The sequence below is a fragment of the Agromyces sp. Y182 genome (assembly GCF_059445385.1).
The window spans coordinates 699860-721057 of the sequence record NZ_JCAIUF010000001.1; the positions used below are offsets into that span (position 1 = coordinate 699860).

The 21198-nt window shown below is 69.6% G+C and carries 19 protein-coding genes; 6 read left to right on the plus strand and 13 right to left on the minus strand.

Going from position 1 to position 21198, the window contains the following annotated elements:
- Positions 1-34: 34 nt before the first annotated feature.
- Positions 35-268 carry a hypothetical protein gene (locus AC1C2R_RS03150; RefSeq protein ID WP_495351087.1) on the minus strand — a complete coding sequence of 78 codons (234 nt, stop codon included), beginning with the start codon at positions 266-268 and terminating at the stop codon, positions 35-37.
- A gap of 388 nt (positions 269-656) precedes the next feature.
- Complete coding sequence (locus tag AC1C2R_RS03155) at positions 657-1295, minus strand: NAD(P)H-binding protein (RefSeq protein WP_495378917.1); 639 nt, start codon at positions 1293-1295, stop codon at positions 657-659.
- Between the two features lie 65 nt (positions 1296-1360).
- Here AC1C2R_RS03155 and AC1C2R_RS03160 point away from each other — a divergent pair, with 65 nt between their 5' ends.
- Positions 1361-1834 (plus strand): NUDIX hydrolase, encoded by a 474-nt coding sequence (locus AC1C2R_RS03160; RefSeq protein ID WP_495351089.1) that lies wholly within the window; start codon positions 1361-1363, stop codon positions 1832-1834.
- A gap of 32 nt (positions 1835-1866) precedes the next feature.
- Here the strand turns inward: AC1C2R_RS03160 and AC1C2R_RS03165 are convergent, their stop codons facing one another.
- Positions 1867-2574 (minus strand): NAD-dependent deacylase, encoded by a 708-nt coding sequence (locus AC1C2R_RS03165; RefSeq protein WP_495378918.1) that lies wholly within the window; start codon positions 2572-2574, stop codon positions 1867-1869.
- Between the two features lie 83 nt (positions 2575-2657).
- Here AC1C2R_RS03165 and AC1C2R_RS03170 point away from each other — a divergent pair, with 83 nt between their 5' ends.
- On the plus strand, positions 2658-3614 hold the full coding sequence (locus AC1C2R_RS03170; RefSeq protein ID WP_495378919.1) for a transposase: 957 nt from the start codon (positions 2658-2660) through the stop codon (positions 3612-3614).
- A 599-nt stretch (positions 3615-4213) separates the two neighbouring features.
- Here AC1C2R_RS03170 and AC1C2R_RS03175 read toward each other — a convergent pair.
- From AC1C2R_RS03175 to AC1C2R_RS03210, 8 genes are all read right to left on the minus strand, one after another.
- On the minus strand, positions 4214-4414 hold the full coding sequence (locus AC1C2R_RS03175) for a hypothetical protein (RefSeq protein ID WP_495378920.1): 201 nt from the start codon (positions 4412-4414) through the stop codon (positions 4214-4216).
- Positions 4415-4508: 94 nt separating this feature from the next.
- On the minus strand, positions 4509-5114 hold the full coding sequence (locus AC1C2R_RS03180) for a class I SAM-dependent methyltransferase (protein ID WP_495351093.1): 606 nt from the start codon (positions 5112-5114) through the stop codon (positions 4509-4511).
- A gap of 68 nt (positions 5115-5182) precedes the next feature.
- Positions 5183-5872 carry a DUF624 domain-containing protein gene (locus AC1C2R_RS03185; RefSeq protein ID WP_495378921.1) on the minus strand — a complete coding sequence of 230 codons (690 nt, stop codon included), beginning with the start codon at positions 5870-5872 and terminating at the stop codon, positions 5183-5185.
- Positions 5869-6807 carry a carbohydrate ABC transporter permease gene (locus AC1C2R_RS03190; RefSeq protein WP_495378922.1) on the minus strand — a complete coding sequence of 313 codons (939 nt, stop codon included), beginning with the start codon at positions 6805-6807 and terminating at the stop codon, positions 5869-5871. The genes AC1C2R_RS03185 and AC1C2R_RS03190 overlap by 4 nt, the downstream gene beginning before the upstream one ends.
- Positions 6807-7727, minus strand: coding sequence for a carbohydrate ABC transporter permease (locus tag AC1C2R_RS03195; RefSeq protein WP_495378923.1), 921 nt, complete (start codon positions 7725-7727; stop codon positions 6807-6809). Before AC1C2R_RS03195 ends, AC1C2R_RS03190 begins: the two co-directional genes overlap by 1 nt.
- An 85-nt stretch (positions 7728-7812) precedes the next feature.
- The gene (locus AC1C2R_RS03200) at positions 7813-9081 is read right to left on the minus strand and encodes an ABC transporter substrate-binding protein (protein WP_495351097.1); all 1269 of its coding nucleotides are present in this window, start codon (positions 9079-9081) and stop codon (positions 7813-7815) included.
- Between the two features lie 61 nt (positions 9082-9142).
- A complete protein-coding gene (locus AC1C2R_RS03205) occupies positions 9143-11110 on the minus strand; it encodes a DUF2264 domain-containing protein (protein ID WP_495378924.1) in 1968 nt (655 codons plus the stop codon).
- Complete coding sequence (locus AC1C2R_RS03210) at positions 11107-12126, minus strand: hydroxyacid dehydrogenase (protein WP_495378925.1); 1020 nt, start codon at positions 12124-12126, stop codon at positions 11107-11109. The genes AC1C2R_RS03205 and AC1C2R_RS03210 overlap by 4 nt, the downstream gene beginning before the upstream one ends.
- Before the next feature lie 149 nt (positions 12127-12275).
- Between AC1C2R_RS03210 and AC1C2R_RS03215 the strand changes: the two genes are divergently transcribed.
- The 3 genes from AC1C2R_RS03215 to AC1C2R_RS03225 all read left to right on the plus strand — a co-directional run bounded on the left by AC1C2R_RS03215 (position 12276) and on the right by AC1C2R_RS03225 (position 16109).
- The gene (locus tag AC1C2R_RS03215; RefSeq protein ID WP_495378926.1) at positions 12276-14165 is read left to right on the plus strand and encodes a hypothetical protein; all 1890 of its coding nucleotides are present in this window, start codon (positions 12276-12278) and stop codon (positions 14163-14165) included.
- Entirely contained in the window at positions 14162-15274 is a 1113-nt protein-coding gene (locus AC1C2R_RS03220) for a substrate-binding domain-containing protein (RefSeq protein ID WP_495351101.1), read from the plus strand. The genes AC1C2R_RS03215 and AC1C2R_RS03220 overlap by 4 nt, the downstream gene beginning before the upstream one ends.
- Positions 15275-15341: 67 nt before the next feature.
- A complete protein-coding gene (locus AC1C2R_RS03225) occupies positions 15342-16109 on the plus strand; it encodes an EI24 domain-containing protein (RefSeq protein WP_495351102.1) in 768 nt (255 codons plus the stop codon).
- An 86-nt stretch (positions 16110-16195) separates the two neighbouring features.
- Here AC1C2R_RS03225 and AC1C2R_RS03230 read toward each other — a convergent pair whose 3' ends face one another.
- The gene (locus tag AC1C2R_RS03230) at positions 16196-18754 is read right to left on the minus strand and encodes a LamG-like jellyroll fold domain-containing protein (RefSeq protein WP_495351103.1); all 2559 of its coding nucleotides are present in this window, start codon (positions 18752-18754) and stop codon (positions 16196-16198) included.
- A gap of 233 nt (positions 18755-18987) precedes the next feature.
- Positions 18988-20136 carry an epoxide hydrolase family protein gene (locus AC1C2R_RS03235; RefSeq protein ID WP_495378927.1) on the minus strand — a complete coding sequence of 383 codons (1149 nt, stop codon included), beginning with the start codon at positions 20134-20136 and terminating at the stop codon, positions 18988-18990.
- 61 nt (positions 20137-20197) lie between these two features.
- Between AC1C2R_RS03235 and AC1C2R_RS03240 the strand changes: the two genes are divergently transcribed.
- The gene (locus tag AC1C2R_RS03240; protein WP_495378928.1) at positions 20198-21190 is read left to right on the plus strand and encodes a helix-turn-helix transcriptional regulator; all 993 of its coding nucleotides are present in this window, start codon (positions 20198-20200) and stop codon (positions 21188-21190) included.
- Positions 21191-21198: the final 8 nt, after the last annotated feature.

The window sequence follows — 21198 nt, forward strand, 5'->3', positions numbered from 1 at the left end:
TCCGCTCAGAGCAGAACGCATCGACCCTGCTCGGTCACGCCGGCGGGTTGGCGGGATCGACCGTCTCGATCGTGTCGGCCTCGACGGCGTTGTCGGCATCGAGGTCGTTCGGGTCGTCACCCTGCGATGCTCCGTTCCGGGCGGCGTCTGATTCGGCCGTCTCCGTGTCGTCGGCCGCGTTGCGCTGCTCGGCGTCGAGGTCGTTGGCACTGGTGTCGACGATGCCCCGAGCTTCGTGTCGTCGTGTCGTATCTCGTGGATCGGTCATGATGCCTCCGCGGTAGGGATGCATCCAGCGTGAGCGGGGTCCGCGGCATCCGTCAAGAGCTTGACGTGGCGCCGAATTCGTTCATCGAACTGAGCTACGCCGCTGGCAGCCGCGGGCGCTCTTCACCGTGCGGGTGAGCCCGAACGCCTGCAACTCGATCATGCTCGGCTGAACGCGACGCGCTGCGATGCTGGCGCTCGAGCCCGCCCGCGGGCAGAATGAACCCACTGACGTGGAGGTGCACGATGACGATTGATGCAGTGCTGTGGTCGATTCTCGGAACGTTCATGACGGTCGGCGGGGTGCTGCTCCTCGCGGCACTCTGGTCGCTCATCCGCCGGCCACGCGAGCACTGACCCGGCGCGAGGCCGTGCGCGGCAGCGCTCGCTCAGCCGAGGGCGTCGGCGATCGGCGTGCCGCCGCCGTTGAACCGGATCGTGCGGCGCGCCGTCTGCGCGCGGTGCAGCACTTCGGCTGCGACCGCGGCGACATCCGCTCGGTCGACGGTACGACTCTCGGATGCCTCGGTGTCGATGCGTCCCGTGCCGTCGCCGTCGGTCAACCGGCTGGGGCCGAGAATCGTCCAGTCGAGTGTCGTGGTCGCGAGGTGTTCGTCGGCCGCCGCCTTCGCCTCGGCGTAGGCGTGGAACGAGTTGTCCTCGGGCACCGTGTGGTCGGGCGATTCGAAGTACGACACCATCACGTAACGCCGAACGCCCGCGCGTTCGGCCGCGGTCATCGACCGGATTGCGGCGTCGCGATCGACGGCGTACGTGCGTTCGGGACTGCCGCCGCCGGCACCGGCCGACCAGACCACGGCATCGTGTCCGTGCAGCAGTTCGGCGAGCGTGTCGACGTCGAGCTGCTCGATGTCGGCGACGACCGGGTTCGCTCCGGCCGCCTCGACGTCGGCGGCGTGATCGGCGTTGCGGATGATCGCGTCGACGACGTCGCCGCGATCGGCGAGCAGCCGTTCGAGTTTCAGGGCGACCTTGCCGTGGCCCCCGATGATGATGATGCGTGCCATGTGCAGCTCCTTCACGTCGTGCAGTCCACGCTACCCCCGACACGCGACGACTCGGGCGGCGAGCGATGCCGGTGACGAGCGCGGGTCTGCTGCTGTTCCGCGAGTCACCCGGGCTCGAGGTGTTCATCGCGCATATGGGAGGGCCGTTCTGGGCGCGGAAGCAGGCCGGCGCCTGGTCGATTCCGAAAGGCGAGTACGCCGACGATGAAGCGCCGCTCGCGGCGGCGCAGCGCGAGTTCGCCGAGGAGATCGGCAGGCGAGCGCCCGAGGTCGACGTCATCGATCTCGGCGACTTCCGGTATTCATCGGGCAAGCGCGTACGCGTGTTCGCCGGCCGGGCGCAGGGCTTCGAGATCGCCGAGGTGGCTTCGAACACCTTCGAGCTCGAATGGCCGCCACGGTCGGGCCGGCTGCGCGAGTTCCCCGAGGTCGACGACGCGCGATGGGTGCCCGTCGCCGAGGCGCGCGAACTGCTCGTCGCAGGCCAGCGCCCCGCGCTCGACGCGCTCCGGGCGCACCTCGACGCGCAGCACGAGTGAGCGCGACATCACGGCGATCACGCTCACGGTGTTCAGGCCATCGCGTCGATGATCCCGTCGACCCACTCGGGCACCACGTGGCTCGCGGGGCCGTGCCGCACCTCGTCGAAGAGCATCGTGATCTCGCTCGGTGCGAGGTTCAGCTCGACGGTGCGCGCGCCGTACTCGGCGGCCGTCGAGACGAACCCGGCAGCCGGATACACGGCGCCCGAGGTGCCGATCGCGGCGAAGACGTCGCACGTGACGAGCGCGCGCTCGATGTGGTCGAGCTCGTAGGGCATCTCGCCGAACCAGACGACATCGGGGCGCAGCATCCGCTCGCCGCAGGCCCGGCACTGCGGCCATTCGATGAGGTCGGCCGCGACGGGCGCCCGGCCACCGCAAGCGGCGCAGAGCGTCGAGCCGAGCTCGCCGTGCATGTGCACGACACCGCGTGACCCGGCACGCTCGTGCAGGTCGTCGATGTTCTGCGTGACGATCAAGAGCTCGTCGTCGGGTCGGTCGTCGAGGCGCTGTTCGAGCCGTACGAGCGCGTCATGGGCGAGGTTCGGTGCGACCGTCGCGACCGCGTGTCGTCGCGCATCGTAGAACCGCTGCACGGTGTCGGGGTCACGTTCGAACGCCTCGGGAGTCGCGACATCCTCGACGCGATGGTTCTCCCACAGCCCGCCGGCGTCGCGGAAGGTCGCCACCCCGCTCTCGGCGGAGATGCCGGCTCCGGTGAGCACCACGATTCGCATGCACCCAGTACATCGCACCCGCGTGCGCCGCGCGCGCCGCGCCGGTTCTTCCTCCCCGACCCGCGATCGGCGAGGATGAGGGCGTGCCCGGGCAATCGCTGACCGACATCGCCGAGGAGCTGTACGCGCAGCTGCCCGATGCGTTCACCGCGGCGCGCAACGAGCTGGCGAAGTCGGTCGCCGCCGACGATCGCGAATTGGCGGCCGGCATTCGCGAGCTGCGTCGCCCTTCGCCTGCGGCATGGCTCGTGAATCAGCTCGTACGGCAGCGCGCAGACCAGGTCGACTCGATCATCGATCTCGGTGCCGAACTCCGCGACGCCGGCGACGACCTCGACGCCGGCACGCTCGCGCAATTCGCCCGGCAGCGGCGCCAGCTCGTCTCAGCACTCGCTCGCGACGCCGGCGAGCTCGCCGAGTCGCTCGGCAACCCGGTGCGCAGCCCGGTGCTCGATGAAGTCGCCCAGACGATGCAGGCGGCGATGTCGGATGCCGCTGCCGCCGCTGCCGTGCGCACCGGACGCCTCGTTCGCGGCCTCGAGGCCGTCGGCCGCGAGGTCGATCTCGATGGGGCGGTTGCCGGCGGCGATGCGGATGCCGCGTTGGGCGTGCCCGGCGGCAGCGAGAGCGGAGCGGACAGCGGAGGCGCCGGTGGACGCGCCGACGGAGGCACCGGTTCGAGGGCGGAGACGCGAACCCGATCGGCAGAGCAGGAGCGCGCGGAATCGGCACGACGCGATGCGCGAGAGCGCGACGCGCGCGAGCGGGCCGAACGTGCAGTGGAGGAGGCCGATGCGCGAGCAGCGGAGGCCGAACGCTCGCTCGACGAGCTCGAGCAGCGCATCGCGACGCTCAGCCGACTGATCGACGATCGCGCCGAGCAGCGCGACGACCTCGAGAAACGGCTGCGCGAGGTCGAGACCGAACTCGGCGATGCCGAGCGCGAACTCCGCCCGCTCGGCCGGGAGCACGACCGCGCGGCCCGGTCGGCGAGCGAGGCTCGCGCCGCAGCCGATGAGGCGCAGGCCGCGCTCGAGTGACGGGCCGCAACCACAACTCGGAGTTCGGGACGTGCGCGTGCATCCACGACGCGTGCGCCGGCGGGATCAGTCGATCCCCCTCGCCCTGCACGAGCAGCACGGGCGCTGACACCTCGGCGAGGTCGAACCCCCACGGCGAGCACCGGGTCGAGCCGTCATCGACGACCGCGAGTTCCCGGGCCGCACGCACCGCCTCGTGAGCCGAGACGGTTGGCCGGAGATCGCCGAGTACGCCCTCACGTGGGCGACTGAGCACGCCGAGGCGGTGGCGCGCACGGCGTGACCCCGCACGGCGTGACCCCGCACGGGACCACTCGAGTCGCACAGGACCGCGGATATCGCCGGTCCGGTGCGAGACGGGTGGTCCCGACGCGAACGGCGCGGATGCTCCGGCTCCGCGCCGTCGCCATGTCAGTCGCTGGACTGATCGAGCAGATCGGCGAGGTACGGCGTGATGTCGACGGCCTCGGTGGGCGGCAGCGAAACCGCCGCGGGGTCGATGGAGTTCGCAGGCATTCGATTCCCTTCGTGCGCGGGTGCGCGCACTCAGGAATGTCCGGCAGCCGACCCTCGGTTCCCGGGTTGTGGACGAATGGCGCTCAGCGCTCGATCGAGCCCTGTCCACCGGAACCGCGGCGCGCGAACACGCTTCGCAGCACGAAGTACACGATCACGGCGACAATGGCGACGATCACGAGCTTGCCGATGAACCAGAGCAGGCTGAACAGCACGTCGACGAGGAACCAGGCGATGACGACGGCGACGATCACGCCGATGACGGTCCAAACGGTGCGGCTCATGGTTCAAGGGTAGTCGAGGGCGACGGATGCCTCGCGGCGGGCGCGACCCGACCCGGCGCGAGCCCGACCCGGCGCGACTCGAACGGCGACGCCGTCAGGGCGCATGCCCGTCGAAGAGCAGCGTCGGCACGGGGCCGAACGGCATCGAACGCACTCGGAGCGGGCGCACGTCGTCGCCCACGAACCCCGCATCGGCAAGCGCCCGCCCGGTGTCGCGGTCCCAGTGGCATCCGTGGCAGAACCTCGCCGTGAACGGCGTCGCGACGCGCTGCAAGGCGCGCTTCGCGGTGCGCTGAGGCGCAGCCACGTGATCGATGAACACCACCCTGCCGCCGGGCGCAAGCACGCGCCGCACCTCGGCGAGCGCGACCGCGGGGTCGTCGACCGAGCACAGCACGTAGGTGGCGACGACGGCGTCGACCGAGTGGTCGGGCAACGGAATGGTCTCCGCCCGCGCGTCGAGCGGCGCGGCGTGGTGACCCCACTCGCGGGCTCGCGTGGCGAGCTCGGCCCGCCGCGCGGCATCCGGTTCGAGGCCGACCCAGTCGACGTCGGGATGCATCGCACCGAAGTTCTCGCCCTCCCCTGCGCCGATCTCGAGCACCCGGCCACGCACGCGACCGACGAACTCGCGCTCGAGGTCGTCGAGTTCGTCGTCGTCGATGAGGCCGGATGCCGCGGCCGGGCGTCGTTGTTCCATGCCGCCATGCGAGCACGTCGGCGGGCTCGCGTCAACTCGCCGGCGTAGTCTCACTCGCCGGCGTGGTCTCACTCGCCGGTCGACGCGACCACTGCGACGGCAGCCGCCGAGTTCGCCTGTACGACGAGCAAGGCGAATCCACTCAGCGCGAGCCCGAGGGCGGGCTGGGCGAGCACGACCATCGCCCAGACCGCGACGACGACGAGCGAGAGCACGCTCAGCACGGGCCGCCGCACGGCCACGACGAGTCCGGCCCTCGCGGCGGCGAGAGCGCCCACCCGTTGCGGCCCGGCGATCAGCACGAGCGCGTGCAGTGTGCCGACCACGGCGAGCGCGGCGACCACCACGGTCACCGGACCGATGAGCGCGGCGAACGGCGAACCCCAGATCACGCCGATGTCGACGACGAGCACGCCGGCGAGGGCGAGGAAGCCCGCCCACACCGCGAGGGCGGGCAGCACGAGCGCGCGCCAGGCACGGAAGAAGTCGCGGAACGGCGCGACATCGCTCGCCGTCTTCGCGGCGCCGAACACCGTGAACGCCGCCGCGAACGCAGGCCCGATCGGCAGCGCGCACACGAGGAGGAACGGCCAGGCCTCGAGCGGGCGCGCCACGGAGACGAACGCGGCGACGAGGGGAAGAAAGCCCGCCGACACCGCGCTGAGCCCCACGCCGAGCGCCAGGTACACGGTCTCGAAGGCCGTCTCGAACGCCGACGCCGACGGCGAGAACAGTCGCCGCAGCGGCCCGCCGGTCATCCCTTCAGCCCGCTCGTCGCGATGCCCTGGATGAAGTGCTTCTGCCCGAGCAGGAACACGATCACGATCGGCACGACCGAGATCACCGAACCGGTCATGATCATCGCGTACTGGGCGTCGAACTGGCCGACGAAGGAGCGGAGCCCGAGCTGCACCGTCCAGAGGTCGTTGCTCGTGAGGTAGATGAAGGGGCCCATGTAGTCGTTCCACACGCCGACGAAGGTGAGCAGGCCGAGGCTCGCGAGGGCGGGCTTCGACAGCGGCAGGATGATGCGGGCCCAGATGCCGTACTCGCTCATGCCGTCGATGCGGGCCGCCTCGCATAGTTCGTCGGGAATGGTCAGGTAGTACTGCCGCATCAGGAACACGCCGAACGCCCCGAATGCCTGCAGCAGGATGATCGAGAGGTGGGTGTTCACGAGGCCGGCCTGCTGCATCATGATGTACTGCGGAATCATGTACGCCTGCCACGGCACCGCGATCGTGGCGATGTAGGCGACGAAGAGCACGTCGCGACCCGGGAACTTGAGCTTCGCGAACCCGTACGCGGCGAAGCTGCCGGTGACGAGCTGCAGGAACGTGATCACGATCGCGAGGAACAACGAGTTCTTCAAGTAGTTCGCAAGCGGGATCCTGCTCCAGATGTCGACGTAGTTCGACCACACGAACTCGGTCGGGATCCACTGCGTCGGAATCTGGAACACCTGGTTGTCGTGCTTCAGCGACGAGGAGATCATCCAGAAGAAGGGCACGAAGACGAGCCCCACGACGATGACGAGCAGCACGTAGAGCAGTACCTTGCGTGCGGTCGGTGTCGCGCCGCCGCGTTGCGGCCGCCGACGGCCGACGGTCGGTTGGGGTGCGGTGAACGCCGCCGTCGCAGTGGTCTCGAAGGGGCCGAGCCTGCTCTCCTCGTCGATCCGGGTGTCGGTCATCATCGCTCCTTCCGCTTCTGCAACGTGAATTGGGCGGCGGTGAAGGCGAGCACGATCACGAACAGCACGAGCGCGATCGCCGAGGAGTAGCCGAACCGGTTCTGCACGATGCCCTCGCGGTAGATGAGCTGCGACAGCACGGTGGTGGCCCGCCCCGGCCCGCCGTCGGTCATGACGACGATCAGGTCGAAGACCTTGAAGCTCGAGATCGTGATCATCACGAGCACGAAGAACGTCGTGGGCCGAAGCGACGGGATCGTGACGTTCCAGAAGCGCTGCCAGGCGTTCGCGCCGTCGACCTCGGCGGCTTCGTAGTACTCGGTCGGGATCGCCTGCAGCCCGGTCAGGTAGAGCACCATGTAGTACCCCATGTCGCGCCAGACGCTCGTGATGATGACCGCCGGCATCGCCCACGCCGAACTCGTCGTCCAGCCGGGCGGGTCGGTGACGCCGAGGAATTCGAGCACCTGGTTGATCGGGCCCGCGGTCGGGTTGAAGAGCATGTTCCAGACGACGGCGACCGCGACGAGCGAGGTGACGTAGGGGAAGAACATGGCCGTGCGGAAGAAGCCGAGCCCCCGGAGTTTGCGATTCAGCAGCAGGGCGAGACCCAGTGACGCGGCCATGGTGAGCGGGATGTGCCCGAGGGCGTAGTACGCGGTGTTGCCGAGGGCGATCCAGAACGACTGGTCACCCACCATTCGCTCGAAATTGTCGAGGCCGACCCACTCGGGCGGGGTGAACGAGTCCCACTCCATGAACGCCAGCACGAACGCCCCGGCCATCGGCACGAGGGTCAGCACAGCGAAGCCGAGGAAGTTCGGCAGGATGAAGCTCCAGCCGACGGCGATGTCGCGACGCTTTCGCTTCGCTCGCTCGCGCGTCGCGAACCGCTGCGGTGCGGGGGCGGTGACAGCCATGATGGTCCTTCCAGACGAGGCGGATGCTGCAGCCCACGACGAGGGCCGGCGGGCCCGTTCCTTCGCGGGAACGGGCCCGGCGGCGTTACTCGCCGAGGACCTCGCTCTTCACGCGGTCCTCCATGGTGGTGATGCCGTCATCCACCGACGATTCGCCGACCATGACGAGGTCGTGCTCCTCGTCGAGGATCGTGTTGACGTCGGCGGTGAACTCGCTGACCGGCATCTCGAGCACGACATCCTTCGGTTCGTTGAAGGTCGTGACCGAGAGTTCATCGGTGGGCAGTGCCGTGAACGCCTCGGTGACGGCGTCGGAGCCGAAGGCGGGAACCACACCGATCTCGGCGATCGCGATGGCAGCCTTTTCACCGGCGGCGAACTCGAGGAACTTCGTCGCGGCCGCGGGGTGCTTCGACTTCGCGTTCACGGCGAACGCCGTTGGTGCGCCGAACGTGACGGTCTCGTCGCCCGAGTCGATCTGCGGCATGGGGGCGACGCCCCAATCGATCGTCGAGGTGCCTGCGTCGATCGCGGCCTTGATGCCGGCGATATACCAGGTGCCCATATGCATCATCGCGGTCTGGCCGGTCTCGAACATGGTGCGATAGCTCATCTGCTGCGACTTCGCCGTGGCGTAGTCGAGCGAGAAGCCCTGCTGCTGCAGATCGAGGAAGAGCTCGTACTGGTCTTTCATGAACCCGTAGTCGCCGCTGACGAGGTCGCCACCGGTCTGCGCCGCCGCGATGGCCTGCGCCGTGGATCGCCAGATGTGCTGGTAGCTGCCGAACACCTTCGGGCTCGCCGCGTCGTCGGTGAGCTGCTCGGAGAGCTCGGCGTACTCGTCCCACGTGATGTGGTCGGGGTAGTCGAGCCCGGCCGCGTCGAAGAGGCCCTTGTTGTAGTAGAGCAGCCAGAAGTCCTGCCGGTAGGGCGCCGCATAGTAGGCGCCGTCGACGTCGTACGGGTCGAGCCCGGCGATCTTGTCGGTCTCCATCGCCTCCACGTTGTCGGTGACGTCGAGCAGCTGGCCACGCTCGGCGTAGCGGAGGTAGTCGGTGACGGTCTTCATCGTGAGCACGTCGGTCGTGTCGCCGCCGGCGAGCATGGTGGTGACCTTCTCGGGGTAGTCCTCGGCGAGGATGTCGACGGGCTCGATCGTGATGTCGGGGTTCTCGGCCTCGAACGCGTCGAAGAGGGCTTTGAACTCGGGGGTCTGGTCGTAGTTCCAGACGGCGACGCTGAGCGTCACGGGGCCCTCTTCTTCGGCCGGTGCCGAGGGCTGGCCGGAGCATCCGGCGAGGGTGAGGGCCGCGAGGGCCGCTGTTGCGACCGCTGCCGTGATGGTGCGCTTCATTGCGTGATCTCCTTTGACTTGGCGATGGTAGTCGACGCCGGAAGCGTCGGTTTGCAGGTGGTCAGCCCGTGGTGGGGAGGGTGACCCGAGCTCGTACGCCGTCACTCCAGACGACGAGCACGTCGGTGTCGCTCGATGCGGTGACGGCGGGCGCCGGCGCGACCGTGCCTGCCGCGAGTCCGATCGCGGCGATGTGCCAGCGCCCGTCGTCGCGGAGCGGTGCGGTGAGCCAGGGCGTGGCAGTGCGTCGCCCGAGGAAGGTGGCGTCGCCGTCGAGCTGCACACCCGATGCGGTGAAGCCCGCGATCGAGCGGATGTCGGTGACGAGATCGTTCGCACGGCCGGTCGCGCTGCCCGTCGACACGTCGACGACCGGCTCATCGCCCGACACGGGCCATCCGCTCACTCGAAGCTCGTCGCCGCGCACCGCGGTGTGCTCGTCGAAGCGGAGGCGCACGAAGCGCACCTCCCAGGCGCCGCGCACGAGCGAAGCCGTCGTGATGCTCGGGCCGTGCCGCACGACTCCGCCGGGCCAGGGCGTGCCGTGGTCCGGGCGGTCGGGAGCCTCGCTCACCCAGTGGGCGCGAGCCGTCGAGACGGCCCACCCGGCGGCCCCGCCGTCATCGCACTCGATCGTCTCGAGCGCGTCGGTCGTGAACCCCGACCGGTCGCTCGCGACGCCGTCGACGAGGACGCCGACCGATTGGTCTGGACGTTCGCCGGCGGCGCCGCCGGCGAGCAGCGGCGCAGTCGCGGTCGAGTAGCCGAACCTCGCGTACAACGGCGCGTCGATGCCGAGCTCGCCTGCCGTGCCGTGGTCGGTGCCGTGGTTCGTGACCCTGATGATGCCGTCGGCCCCGGTGGCGGCGACGAGCCAGCCCGGCGCGGTGAGGCGGCGCACGAAGTCGCCCTGCTCGACGGGCAACGGCTGTTCGACGGCGGTCCAGACGGGGTGCGTCTCGGGCAGGGCGATGCCGAGCATGCCCTTCGACGCCCAGTACGGCGAGCCGGTGCCCGAGTAGTGCTGGGCGATCGGGCGCCACGCGCCGTGCCAGCCGAGCGAGAGTCGCCCGTGCTCGTCGGGCGCACCACGTTCGACGAAATGCGACACGATGCCGCTGGCCGCACGGCGCAGCAGACCCGGTTCGACCGCCGTGGATCCGGCCATGGCGCCGGCCCAGAACGGTGCGGCTGCGGCGAAGCGGTAGGTGAGGCTGCGACCCTGGATGAGCGGGCCGCCGTCGGCGCCGACGAGCGCGACCGCATCGACGAGGTACCGGTCGAGCGACGCCCGGTACCGAGGCAGGCGATCGCGGAACGGGTCATCGGCGGCGAGCATCGTCTCCCAGATCACGGGATAGAGATGCAGCGCCCACCCCGTGTAGTGGTCGAACGAGCGACCGGCGCCGTCGGCGATCCATCCGTCTTCGCGGAAGAAGCCGTCGAGCAGTTCGAGGTCCTCCTCGATGTCGGCACGGGAGTACGGCGCACCGACGCTGCCGAGGAACTGCTCGACGACGATGCGGAACCAGGCCCAGTTGTTGGGCGGGTAGCTGCCGCCGATGAAGGTCGAGAGGTAGTCGACGATCTGTCCTTGCACGCGAGGCGCGAGGTTCGACCACAGCACCTCGCGGGTCAGGTGCAGGCCGATCGCGAGGGCAGCCGCCTCGACCTTGGCCTGGTCGACCTCGTCGGGCCGCGGCCACCGCTCCGGCGACGACGGGTCGGTGCCGGCGTCGAGTCCCTCTCCGTACCAGGCGGCGAGGTCGCCGGTCGCTTCAGGCGCCCCGGCGATGCGGAAGGCGGCGAGCATGAACGTGCGAGTGAACCCCTCGAGCGCGTCGACATCCGTGCCGTAGCCGCCCGGAGTACCCGGGAAGGACAGCTTCGCGTGTCGCGGCGAGGCCACCTGCCGCGCCGCGTCGAGCATGCGGTCGGCGAGTTGAAGCCAGTCGCGACGGCTCCACCCGGTGAGGGGCGCCAGCGGGTCTGCGGTTGCGTTTGCGTTTGCGTTTGCGTGCCCGCTCATGCGCTCACCCCGAGGTCGGCGAGCACCACTTCGCTCTCGAGCGGGAGCCCCTTGGTCCAACGGGAGAGCTCGTCGAGCGCCGAGTCGGACATGCGGCGAGTCTCGGTGCCGACGGATCCGGCGATGTGCGGCGTGATCGACACGTTGGGCAAGCGGTAGAGCGGCGAGTCGAGCGGCAGCGGCTCCGGGTCGGTGACGTCGAGCACCGCGTCGAGCCGGCCGGCGGCGCATTCCGCCGTGAGCGCCTCGGTGTCGATGAGGCTCCCCCGCGCCGTGTTGACGACGGTTGCCCCGTCGCGGAGCAGCGCGAGCTGAGCGCCGCCGATCATGTGCCGGGTCTCGGGCAGCTCGGGGGCGTGCAGGCTCAGCACATCGACCTGCCCGAGCATCTCTTCGAGGTCGACGAGGCGAGCACCGGCTGCGGCGACGGCCGTGGCGTCGGCGTGCGGGTCGGCGACGAGTACCACGACGTCTTCGAGTTGGTGGAGCAGGGCGACCACGCGGCGGCCGATGCGGCTGAACCCGACGACCCCGATCGTGCGGCCGAGGTTCGAATAGTCGTCGGTGACGAAGCGCGTCTTCCAGGCTTCGCGATGGGCGAGCGGCTCGCGCGAGAGGAACTGCGCTCGCTTGTCGGCGAGCACGATCGACGCGAACGTGAACTCGGCGACGGGGATCGAGTTCGCTTCGGCGGCGCTCGTGACCGTGATGCCGCGTCGCCAGAATGCGTCGGTCGTGAGGCTGCGCACCGTGCCTGCTGCATGGAAGACCGCGCGAAGCGCGGGCATGCGATCGAGCCGTTCCGACGTCAGTTGAGGGGCGCCCCACGAGGTGATGAGCACTTCGACGCCCGCGAGCCGAGCGGCGAGGGCCGGATCGTCGAGGTCCGCCACTGGGCCGGAAATCATGAGGTCGACGAGTGCATCGATGCGCTGCATGCGTGTCTCGTCGAACTGCTGGAAGAACACCTCGGGCGACATCGCGATCAACGCAGCTGGTCGTGGCTCGCTGGTCATTCGTCTCCTCGGTGAGTTCCGTGCCCGTGGTTGCGGCCGGGCTGAAACATAGTGAATACTCCATTGCGATCGCAGTCAAAGTGTTCGAACACAAACGAACACTCTCGATCGAAGAACGTCTACTTGTCGGAACGTCTACTGGAGGTCGCGTGCCGCGTCAGAGAACGACCCTCGCCGATCGCGACGACCTCAACCGCGCGTGGGCACGCGCCGAGTGGCACCCTGATCTGCTCTCACCGGTCGCCTCGATCGACCCGGCTGCGGGAGCGGTCGCCGCATTCGTCGAGCGAGCGGATGCCGCGATCGGTGCGCCATGGCCGCAGCCGCTGCTCTCCGACTACGCGAGGTACCCGCGCGAGGGCGATCGCGCGACGTACGAAGGCACGGTGTTCGCCCTCACCGACCGCGTCGCCACCGCCGCGGTCGCCGCCCACGCCACCGGTTCGGTGCACCACCTCGATGAGGCGGCCGATGGACTCCAGTTGCTCTTCGAGCAGTCGACGTGGTGCTGGCCGGCACACGACGACGTCTTCGACCGCACCGGCGGCGTCGCGCCCGATCCGAGCCATCCGTATCTCGATCTCGGCGCCGGTGAGGTCGCCGGTCTCCTCGCCTGGACTCGTTTCGCACTGGGAGACCGCCTCGAGGAACGCGCTCCCGGCCTTCTGGCTCGGCTTCGCGCCGAGCTCGAACGCCGAGTGCTCGCGCCGTTCACCGAGCGTCGCGACTGGCGGTGGCTCGGACTCGACGGCAACCTCGACAACTGGAATCCGTGGATCCATGGCAACGTCATCGTCGCGGCGGCGGCGGCGGCGGCGGCGGCGGCGGGTGACGATCTCGCCCGTGGGCGCGAGATCGTCGACCTCGCGGTCGACGGCATCGACCGCTACCTCGCGGCCCTGCCTGCCGACGGCGGCATCGACGAAGGGGTCGCCTACTGGTGGAACGGCGCAGCACGCGTGCTCGACGCCCTCGAGGTGCTCGAGCGCGCGTCGGGCGGCACCTTCGACTCGGCCGCCGCGCTGCCCGGGCTGCCCGAACTCCTGCGCTTCCCGCTGCGCATGCAGCTCGGTCGGGGTTGGGTGTTCGCCTTCGCCGATGCCACGCCCCGCCCGGCTGAGGCGAGCACCTGGCGGATCCCCCATGCCTGGGGCCGGCGCCTCGGTCTGCCCGAGGTGGTCGCCCATGCGAGCGGCTTCGACCGCGGCGCCCCTCCGGCGACCTCGCCGAACAACGGCCTCGGCCGGATCCTCGCGACGCTCGCCGACACGGAATGGGCGACGGCACCGGCACCTGCGTCGAACGCGCCGCTGCCGGCATCCGTCGTGCTCGACTCGCTCTCGCTCGCGCTCGCGAGGGAACACGCCGGCGCTGGCCTGACGATCTCGCTGAAAGGCGGGCACAACGACGAGAGCCACAACCACAACGACCTCGGCAGCGTGACCGTGTCACTCGACGGCGTGCCGGCCGTCATCGATGTCGGGCGCCCCGAGTACGACCGCCGCACGTTCGGCCCCGAGCGATACTCGCTGTGGCCGATGCGCAGCGACTGGCACTCGGTGCCCGAGCCGCGCGGCGCATTGCAATCCGCCGGAGCGCACTGGCGCAGCGGGCCGATCACGGGCGGGGACGACGGCACCGTCGCCGAGTGGTCGCTCGCGCTCGACGATGCGTGGCCGCTCGCGGACGGCGAAACCTGGAGCCGATCCATCCACCTCGACCGGCAGGCTTCGACCGCCGAAGTCCGAGACGCGTGGAACCTCGACGACGACCCCGACACGCGCACGACCCTGGTGCTCTGGGGCGAGACGACCATCACCGCCGACGGGCTCATCAGGGTGCACCGACCGCAGCCGGGCACCAGGGACCTGCTCATCGAGCACGACGCCGCTGCCGTCGAACTCGACGTGCGCGAGATCGACGACCGCGTGGTCGCTCGCTCGTGGGGCGAACGCATCACTCGACTGCGCCTCACTCCCGCGGGCGGCGCCCGGTCGATGATCACTCGATTCCGAGCCGCAGATGAGGTGACCCGATGAGCGATCCCCATCCGCTGTTCGCGATCGAGCGACGCGAGCACATCCTCGACGAGTTGCGGCAGCACGGGTCGGTCACCGTCAAGCATCTCGCCGAGTCGCTCACCGTCACCGAGATCACGATCCGGCGCGACATCACCGCCCTCGCCGAGCGAGGGCTCGTCACTCGCGTGCACGGCGGGGCGACGCTGCGCAGCCCGCTCGACCGCACGGTCGCCCGGGCCAATGGCGGAAATCACTCGCGCTACCGCATCGGCATGGTCGTGCCGTCGCTCGGCTACTACTGGCCGCAGATCGTGACGGGCGCCCGGGCCGCCGCCACCGCCGCGCAATCGCAACTGGTGCTGCGCGGCGCCTCGTACGATCCGGCAGACCAGCGTCGTCAGATCTCGGCACTCGTCGATTCGGGCTCAGTGCACGGGCTCCTCGTGGCGCCCGAGACCGCCGGGCATGACGGCGCCGCCATTCTGACCTGGCTCGAAGAACTCGACATGCCGGTCGTGCTCGTCGAACGCCGGGCGCCGACGGCGCTCGCGCTGCGCCGACTCGAGTGGGTGACGACCGACCACGAGTTCGGCGCCATCCTCGCCGCACACCACCTGTACCAACAAGGGCACCGCCGCATCGGCATCGCGGTCGCCAAGGACTCGCCGACGTCGGAGCACTTGCGGCGCGGATGGTCGCGAGGGCTCTCGGAACTGGGCCTCGACTCCTCATCGTTACTCGAACACCCGCTCGAGGACCCGGAGAGCGAGCTCCGCGACCGGAACCTGAGCGAACTCGTCGACCGATGTATCGCCACCGGCACAACCGCCCTGTTCGTGCACTCCGATCCGCAGGCGATCCACCTCGAACATCACGTGCTCGATCGGGGGCTGCGGATCCCCGAAGACCTGGCGATCGTCGCGTACGACGACGAGATCGCCGAGAACGGCGAGCCGCCGATCACGGCGCTGCGTCCGCCGAAGGCGCACATCGGCCGGCTCGCGGTCGAGACACTCGTCAACCGGCTCGCCGAGGGCCCGCGCCGGCCGGTGCAACGCGTGCAGGCCCTGCCCGAACTCATCGTGCGGGCGTCGTCGCAAGCGGCGGAGGGCGGCTCCTCGGACTGAGCGAGCGTGACGACCACGAGCTGCCCACGCCATCGGCCGAGATAGATGCGCGCCGTAAGCTGGTCCGATGCTCAGGCGATTCCTCTCGGGTGCCGGCCTGCTCATGCGCGGGTTCGGATTCTGGCGGCGGCGACCCGGCGTCATGCTGCTCGGGCTGATCCCCGCGGCGATCGTCTTCGCAGTCGTCGTCGCCGCACTCGTCGCGCTCGGCATCCAGCTGCCGGCCATCGTCGACTGGGCGACGCCGTTCGCCGATGCATGGCAAGAGTTCTGGGCTGCCTCGCTGCGCATCGCCATCGCCGCGGTCACGTTCGCGGGCGCGGTGCTGCTCGCCGCCGTCACCTTCACGGCCATCACACTCGCGGTCGGCGACCCGTTCTACGAGCGCATCTGGCGAGCCGTCGAACTCGAGCTCGGCGGGGAGGTGCCCGATCGCGGCGCCGGATTCTGGCGCGCAGCCGCGGATGCCGCAGTGCTCATCGCCCTCGGTGCCGTCTCAGCACTCGTCGTCGGACTCATCGGGCTCGTGCCCCTGGTCGGGGCGATCGCCGCGCCGGTGCTCGGCGTCGGACTGTCAGGGTGGCTGCTCGCCCGCGAACTCACCGCGCGAGCCTTCGAGGCCCGGAGCATCACGCCGGCGGCACGCAAGACGCTGTTGCGTGAGCACCGTGCCCAACTGCTCGGCTTCGGCGTCGCCACACAGCTGTGCTTCATGGTGCCGCTCGGCGCCGTGGCAACGATGCCGGCTGCAGTGGCGGGCTCGACGATGCTCGCCCGGGCCGCGCTCGACGCGACCATGCCGCGGCCACCGGATGCAGTCGCGCCTCCCCGCTGACCCCATGAACGGGAGGTCCCGGAGCCGATACGGCTCCGGGACCTCCATTCATTCAAGGTCGAGGCTGCTCGCCCGACCTTCTCGTGTCAGCTCTCGATTCGAGCGCGTCGACGGCGCAGCATCACGAACACCGCTCCCGCGGCAATGAGGATCACCGCGATGCCTCCGAGGATGGTGCCCTCGAAGCCGGTGCTCGCCAGGTCGGCCGAGTCGCTTCCGGCCTCGCCGCCGGCGTTGCCCGAGCCTCCGTTGCCGTTGCCTCCGCCGTTGCCTCCACCCTCGTTGCCCCCGTCACCTGAATCGAACGCGATCGAGAACGAGCCGCGCACCGGTTCGGAAACCCTCGCGCCGAACCCCTGCCTGACTTCGAACACGTAGCTTCCGGATTCGAGCGCAGCACGGAATGGACCGACGGCGGTGCCGGCGGGCCCCGAGCCGGACGCCCCTCGCCCGGATACCTCGATCTCGCCGAGCGGAACCGACCACGTGCCATCCGCCGCCACGACCGCCGCACCGGACAGATCGCCCGTCAACGTGATGGTCGCGTTCGGCGTTCCGGTGCCGCTGAGTTCGTCGACGACGGTACCGGCGGGCAGTTCGCCGCTCGGTGCGGTCGTCGAGAACGACCCCAGGTCGGGACGCGCGGTGAGCCACTGCTCCGGTGTCGTGGGGTGGTCGATCACTCGGGTCTCGCCGATGCACCCCGCCCATCCGTTCAGGGCGTGGTCGTCGACCCAGTCGGCGCCGAAGACCCACGGCATGTCGCCGTTGAGGCTCTGACCCAGCGTGTCGGTGGTGTTCCGCAACACGGGAGCCCCGTCGACGTACATCGTCGTGCGCGAGGTCTCGGGGTCGTTCACGAGGGCGACATGCACCCACCGGTCGAGGATGATCTCGCCCGACCATGAGGTGCGATCGCCCTTGGTCGTCTCGGCAGGCACCTCGGTCCACTGGAACTCCTTCAGGTTCGAGAGTCCGAGTGCGGCCGGCGACGCCGTGTAGTCCCAGCGCGACCAGGGCATGCCGGGGATCGTCGACCGGTTGCCGGAACGCGTGATGGCTTTCATCCAGCCGTTCTGGTCGGCCGTCCACGATCCATCGATCTTCAGGAACGTCTCGACGGTGTACCCGTTCTCGAGGTGCGCGTCGTTGACCGCGGCATCCGCTGCCGTCTGCAGGTAACTGAACCGGCCAGTGGTCTTGTCGGAGTCCGCGAAGCAGACCGCCCCGCCGTCCGACGAGAACGGGTTCGCATCGGTCGAGACCGTGACGTCCTCGACCGTCGCGGTCGGTGAGCCGGACTCGGCGATCGCGACCCGGTGAAGGTCGGCGTCACCGGCGATGTCCTCGAAGACCTGGCCCTCCTGCACGACACCGGGCGTGTCGCCGAACCGCCAGTGGGCGAGCGTGCCGTCGACGGGCACGAAGTCGTCGCGTGAACCGGGCTGCTCGAGCTCGGTCGGGTCCGGGCCTTCGAATCCGTCGAGCAGGATGTCGCGGGCCCGCTGCGTGAGCGACGGCTGGTCGGCCGCGCCGGGGCCGAACTCCGGTGCGAACCCCGCGAAGCGTGCTGCGAAATCGAGGTCGAGGGTGAACTGCTGGTTCGGCCCCTCGAGGAACGGCTGGTCGTAACTCGTGAGCTCATCGTTCGGCTTCTCCACGACCCACGGCGACGCGGTCTGCACCGAAATGCGGTTGTTGCTGAGGTCGAACTCCAGCAACCCGAGGTAGCCGTTGCCGCCCTCGTAGGCCATCTGGTAGTCCATCAGCACGTTCGTGACGGAGTGGCCGGCGTCGTTCAGGCGGGTGAGCTGGGCGGCTCCGTGGAAGTGGCCGTTGAACGTGAGGAAGATCTGGTCGTTCCCGCGGATGAGTCGCTCCCACAGGCGCGCGCCGTTGGCGTCCTCCTTCGGGGTGACGGTGTCGGGCTCGACGTTCAGCAGGGAGTGAGTGGTGAGGATCGCCGGCAGCGTCGGATGCTCGTCGAGCACCTGCTGCGCCCAGGCCAGCGTCGCGTCCGACGCGCGCCAGCTCAGCGCGAGCACCAGGAACTGCTGCCCTGCGGCCTCGAACACGTGGAACTGGTTGAAGCCGGTCGGGTCGCTGCCGCCGTAGGTGGCGACATCCGCTGCTCGCGTCGGGCCGAACCATCGCAGGAACGGCTCGTTCGCGAGGTCGTAGTCCGTGTCGAACCAGTCGTCGGCGGAGTTGAGCACATCGTGATTGCCGGCGAGGATCGAGTACGGCAGTGCGTCGTCGTCGAGCGCGGCGATCGCATGGTCGGCAGCCTGCCATTCGGCTTCGGTTCCGACACGGTCCACGACATCCCCGAGGTGGGCGACGAACGGGATGTTGAGCTCATCGCGGTGCTCCGCGAGCCATTCGGTCTGCGTCGCGAACGGATCGGAGCCGTAACGCGGCACGAACTGGTCGGCCGAGTACCGGGAGTAGAACTGGGTGTCGGGCAGCACGGCGAGCGTGAAACGGGCGGCGAGGTCGGTCTCATCTTCCGCCGCCGCGGAGAACGCAGGCACGGCGACGAGGGCGGCGAGCATGGTGACTGCGGCCACGGCGGCGGCGAATCGACGAGGGCGTTGCCAGTTGTGCGTCGCGGCGGACGCCGGTTCGGGTGGTGCGAGGCTCACTCTGATCCAATCAGCGGACGGACGCCGCCGCCGGGAGATCGGCAGCGGCGTCCCCACCGTGGCGTCGACGGGTGAACGGCTCCCCCACCCCGTGCGACCCGCGGCTGAACGCGGTGCGAAGCGCGGGTGCCCGCGCGGGTCGCCGACTTCGGCGCAATGCGGCGCATGCAGTGAGCGGATGCCTCGGAGCCGGATCGGCTCCGAGGCATCCGCTCACTCGTTCGAGCCTCGCGTCAGGCGGAGCGCGACCCGCCGAAGAAGGCGCGGATGTCGTCGGCGACGAGTTCGGGCACCTCGAGCGCCGCGAAGTGGCCGCCCTGCTCGAAGCGGCTCCAGTGCACGATGTTCGAGTTGTCGCGCTCGGCGAAGACCTTGATCGTCTGGAAGTCGTCCTTGAAGACGGCGACTCCCGTGCGTGCGGCGCTGACCTGCGGCTCGGCTGCAGCGCGGGCGTTCTCGAGATAGCTTCGGCTCATGCCCGCCGCGGCATTTGCAAACCAGTTGACGCTCACCTCGGTGAGGATCTGCTCGAGCGACACGAGCGAGGTGCCGTTGCCGAACGAGTTGAAGAGCTCGCTGTAGGCGAGCAGTCCGATGGGCGAGTCGCTCAGGCCGACCGCGACGGTCTGCGGACGGCTCGCGTTCATCGTGTTGTACCCGCCGACCGACTGGAACCATTGCATGTGCTCGAGCCCGGCGTAGTCCAGCGGTGTGAGGTGCTCGAACTCGGTGGGGTCGCCGCTCGGGAACGAGAAGAGCTGCAGTACGTGCAGGCCGAGGAAGCCCTCCGGGTCGAGGAGCCCGAGTTCACGGGCGACCAGCGCGCCGTTGTCGGAGCCGTGGATGCCGTACTCGGCATATTCGAGGCGGCGCATGAGCTCGTCGTAGGCGCGGGCGGCGCGGGCGACGGTCCAGCCCGCCTCGGCGACCGGGTTCGAGAAGCCGTAGCCCGGCGCATCCGGAATCACGACGTCGAATGCGTCTTCGGCGCGGCCGCCGTGGGCGACCGGGTCGACGAGCAGGTCGATGAGGTCGAGGTAGTCGACGGATGACCCGGGGTAGGTGTGAGCGAGCAGCAGCGGCGTCGCGCCGGGGTGCGGCGAACGCACGTGGATGAAGTGGATGTCCTGCCCGTCGACCTCGGTCACGAAGTGGGGGAACGAGTTGATGCGGGCCTCCACAGCACGCCAGTCGAGGGTGCGCCACGCGTCGAGCGCCTCGCGGAGGTAGGAGTTCGGCGTGCCGGCATCCCAGTCGTCGGTGGGCGCGGGCTGGGGCAGCCGGGTGCGGGCGAGTCGCTCCATGAGGTCATCGATCTCGGCCTGGGCGACCTCGATCTGGAAGGGGCGGAAGTCGGTGCCGGATGCGGTGGTGTTCGTCATGTCTTCGACGGTACGGTGCATATAGGCACGTTCAGTTCCTAATCAAAACAGTTCCCGGAGATTGTTTCCCGGAGCCCTCCGAGAGGCTCTCGTCATCGCCGACACCGCCACACGACTGCTCGCCCTGCTCGCCCTGCTGCAGACGCGGCCCGACTGGACGAGCACCGAACTGGGCGCACGACTCGGGGTGACGCCGCGCACCATCCGCAACGACATCGACCGATTGCGCGAGCTCGACTATCCGGTCGACGCGACGCGCGGCGCCGCCGGCGGCTACCGGCTCGGCGCCGGTGCGAAACTGCCCCCTCTGCTGCTCGATGACGAGGAGGCGGTCGCCGTGGCGGTCGGCCTGCGTGCCGCGACGGGCATCTCGGGCGTCGAGGAGTCGAGCTCCCGTGCGCTCTCCAAGCTCGAGCAGGTGCTGCCGTCGCGGCTGCGGCCGACAGTCGCAGCCCTCGCGACCGTCGTCGAGCGCGCGCCCGAGAACAACGGCACCGACGCACCGGATCCCGAGGTCGACGCGGCCGTGCTCACGGCGATTGCGGGCGCCGTCCGTGACATCGAATGGTTCCGGTTCGACTACCAGGGCGCATCCCGCCTCATCGAGCCGTATCGGCTGCTCAGCTGGCAGCGCCGTTGGTATCTCGTGGGGCGCGATCCCTCGACCGACGAGTGGGGCACGTTCCGGGCCGACTGGATCGAACCGCGCATGCCGACCCGGCGCCGCTTCTCGGCCGTGTCGTTGCCGGGCGGGGACTACACGGCGTTCGCGATGCGTTCGATCGCCGCGAGCGGGTGGAAGGTGCATGCGCGCCTTCGCATCGCGGCACCCGCCGACGCCGTGCTCGCGCGCATCAACCACACGGTGGGGGTCGTCGAAGCGGTCTCCGACACCGAATCAGTGCTCGTCACCGGCGCCGACAGTCTCGATACGATCGCCGCCTACATCGGCATGCTGGGCATGGACTTCACGGTCGATTCGCCGGCCGAGCTGCGGCCGCTCCTGCTCGCATACAGCGAGCGGTACGCCCGCGCGGCTCGAACGCCCGACTGATCCCGTCA